At 46.8% G+C, this 3473-nt stretch carries 3 protein-coding genes; all 3 read right to left on the minus strand.

Going from position 1 to position 3473, the window contains the following annotated elements; genetic code table 11:
- On the minus strand, positions 1–485 hold a 485-nt coding region (locus tag OEM52_14495), incomplete at its 3' end, for a manganese efflux pump MntP family protein (protein MDK9701344.1).
- A 156-nt stretch (positions 486–641) separates the two neighbouring features.
- On the minus strand, positions 642–1244 hold the full coding sequence (locus tag OEM52_14500; GenBank protein ID MDK9701345.1) for a DUF4920 domain-containing protein: 603 nt from the start codon (positions 1242–1244) through the stop codon (positions 642–644).
- 12 nt (positions 1245–1256) lie between these two features.
- On the minus strand, positions 1257–3473 hold a 2217-nt coding region (locus tag OEM52_14505), incomplete at its 5' end, for a hypothetical protein (GenBank protein ID MDK9701346.1).

Raw genomic sequence — 3473 nt, forward strand, 5'->3', positions numbered from 1 at the left:
ATCAACACTAATCCAGCGATAATCTCAATCCGCTTCCCGATCCAATTTTTGACATGGTTTGCAACCAGCATCGCAATTAGCGTCGCCACTCCCGCCACCACGCCAATCAACGACACCGAAATTGCTAACGAAACATCTAATGTTGGTAAACCCACCCCTGCGGCAAAGGCATCGATACTAACGGCAATCGATAGCCCTATCATCTGCATCCCTTTTGTCAAATCGATATTTGAAACTTCATGATCATCACCCCGAAGTGAGCGGTAGATCATCATCGCTCCCAATCCACTTAGCAACCCAAATGCGATCCAATGGTCATACTCTTCCACATAATGCAGAAAGAGCGTTCCGGTGAGTGCGCCTGCCAACGCCAGTAAACTTTGGAATAATCCGAAATGAAACGACAAACGGAATAACTGGCGTGGTGTACGATGGAGTAACCCAACCGATGCGCCAACCGAGAATGCGTCAGCGGCAAGTGCCAAGGCCAAAATGAGTGCTTCCAGATATACAATCATGGTATGAAGAAACTGACGAAGAAACTTGTTAAAGTGACTGATTCAAATCAGACAAGCATCATGCAACAGTATGGAAAACGGGCGACCGTAGCCGCCCGTTTCCAAAAGTCAGTAGGACTCTGCTTACTTACCGTGACCTTGGTGAGCGTCTTTCTTGCCTTCACCTTTTTTATGGTCATCTTTGTCGTGACCGTCATCAGCGCATTTATAGGCATCCACCGATTCCAGTTTCATCCCTTCTTTCGGGGTGATTTCGACGCCATTGGCAACCATCATGAACATTTTACGCGGACCTTTAATCTCGCCGTCGAATTTCATGCCGTCTTCCGCGAAATGCTTAATCATCGCTTCGGAAAACTCTTGTTCCTTCACAATGCCTTGGGCTTTTGCTTTTGCACCAGCGCTGTTCTTTGGCATTTTGTATTCTTCACCCTTCGCTTTAACGAAGAGTTTCTTGTTGCCATCGGTAATCATTAACCAACAGCCAGCGGCTTGGCAGACTTGTTCAATGGTGCCTTCGGTGGTAACAACTTCTGAGCTTTCTTTCAGGTTGGCAAGCTTGACGAAATTTGCTTTTTCAAATTTCGCGCCGTATGCATTACTTTTTGATGCACATGCTGATTTACTGATGCAAGTTGAACAATCATCACCAGCGAATGCCGAAACGGCGAACAAACTTATGAATGCGACGGTTAGTGTAACCGATAAGAAACGAACTGACTTCATTTTTCCCTCTATCTATCGAATAATAACAAGTTTCCCCGTTTGAATGCCCGAACCGCCCGGCGTTTTATCTTCGACCGAGAACAAGTAGAGACCGGACGTGACCATCTGGTCGTTGCGGGATTTCAAATTCCATGATTCGGCATACTCATACGAGACACCGATGTTGGTATCGCCGCCAACATTATGTGGTACAATTTGTACGATGTCGCCAGCAACCGTGAAGAGACGAATGAGGCATTGTTTCGGCAAATTATAGAAATATATCCGCCGATCCTCCTGCGGATAAAACGCTGGAGTCCCGTCGTCATTGTTTTCCCAGCTCAATCCGTTTCCATGAAGAACCGTATAATCTCTATCGGAGCGATAGGGATTTGGACAAACGCCAACTCTCTTGCTGACACTATTCCGCGAAGGGGCAGTCTTAACCATATTTGCAACCTTCGACGTTTCCAGCGAAGGGGTACCGACATTTGGATCGCCATAATCGAACGCCGTCACACTGTAATACCGGGGAAACAACGGCGGCACACCAGCAATTGCATAGCGATACGTTGAATCTTCGGGATGCCATATCGCACTAAAACCTGAATTCAACCCAACCGCTTGGCGAACACAATATGTTCGGTTGATGAGAGTATCGGGACGGGCGTTGGTTCTTTCATCCGGCACAGTAGCTAATGAGTCGTTGGTCGGGTCGAAGTACGCGAAATCAACCTTATCATAAACCGTCAATAACGAGAATTCGTTTTCCAATCCGGTTTCCGAAACCCAAATTCGGTACCCCTCAAAATCATTTAACTTCGAGAAGGGATCGATGTATTCCGCATCTTCCGAAGGGAACTTCCGCCAAACCAATTCAACGCTGTTATCGCTGGCATTCGCACTAAGTACCGGAATTCGCGGCGGGGGCGGTCCGAGAAAATCCGGTTCACCGTCGCCATAATCAAGCATCCCATTTTCCGAAGTATACCAATATCTTGAAGGTTTTAAAGGGTTGTTGTCTTCTAAGCCGTCCAATTTTCCATTCGCTTCAGAACCATCCTCATCCGGTCCCAAGTACATCCCTTGGAAAATATTATCAATAACTACTGAATCGCCGATTTCCGCCGCAAACAAGAAGTCGGTACCAGTATCTTCGCCATACCATCCATCACCATTGGGATTTGTTCGGGTCGGTGTATCGCGCATCGGATTATCGTAAACCCGCGCTGCCCAGTCCGCGGCATACCGGATTGATCCGAAATTGAACTTGTTCGGGTCGATATTGGTATTTGATGTTTGAGGATTGTTCGGATTATGGAAATATTGTCCTGCTGCGAAGGCAACAGTCATCGAGAATTTTTCCCCCGGATTTAACCGGAATACTCGCTCACCGGTCGGGGAGAAGTGATCGAAAATCCCTAATGGACCCCATGAGAGCAGATACCTGGTATCGAATCCATTTGCTAAATCCGTTGCATTAGAGGCATCGGGAATCCGCCAGTTATGTGTTACTCCCGGATTATCCAAATCCTCTTGCGGGTGAGCGCTTATCCAAGTCGGATCATTCGTATGGATTTGATCGAAGTCGAACTCCCGGTTTGATAGCACGAAGTACTTCCGTTGATCACCCATCGGTGTGCCGTATTGGCTCGTCCAATTGCTTGGTGATTCGTCGTCGATCCAAGATGGCCCAAAATCTAACGCTTCGTTACCATTTGAGATCCACCAGTTGAAACTGGTCTTCAGATTGGGATTTGGTGCCCGTAAAACTCGGCTACCTAATACGTGAGGAGCTGAAAAATCCGATCCATTGTTTACACTGTACGGACGACCATCGTTATCCGCGATATAGGCAACATTCACCACGGCGCTATCGGGACTCCCATCGGGACGTTCGTAATAGAAATACCGTTGAAACCCGCAAATATCGTCTGAATGCCAATCCGGTTGCTCGAAAATACTGCCAACATCGGCATCGACATACAACCCGATATATATATTTTTCAAGTAGTTAGTAGCAATGTTCTCGAATTCCCAATCGAAGAAGATGTAATCCTTGGCATAACTGTAGGAGAATGCATACGACTTCTGAGTAACCTTAATCCCCAAAGGAAAGTGTGGTCCATCGGTTGGATCGGAGGTCACAAAGAAACTTTCTGTCAAAGTGTCGGCATAAGTCAAAATAAAATCCTGTTCGGAAATCGCATCATTGCTCGTTACATACTCCCCTAAGCGGTTTGTTGCATT

Source organism: bacterium, from assembly GCA_030247525.1.
Taxonomy (GTDB): domain Bacteria; phylum Electryoneota; class JAOADG01; order JAOADG01; family JAOADG01; genus JAOTSC01.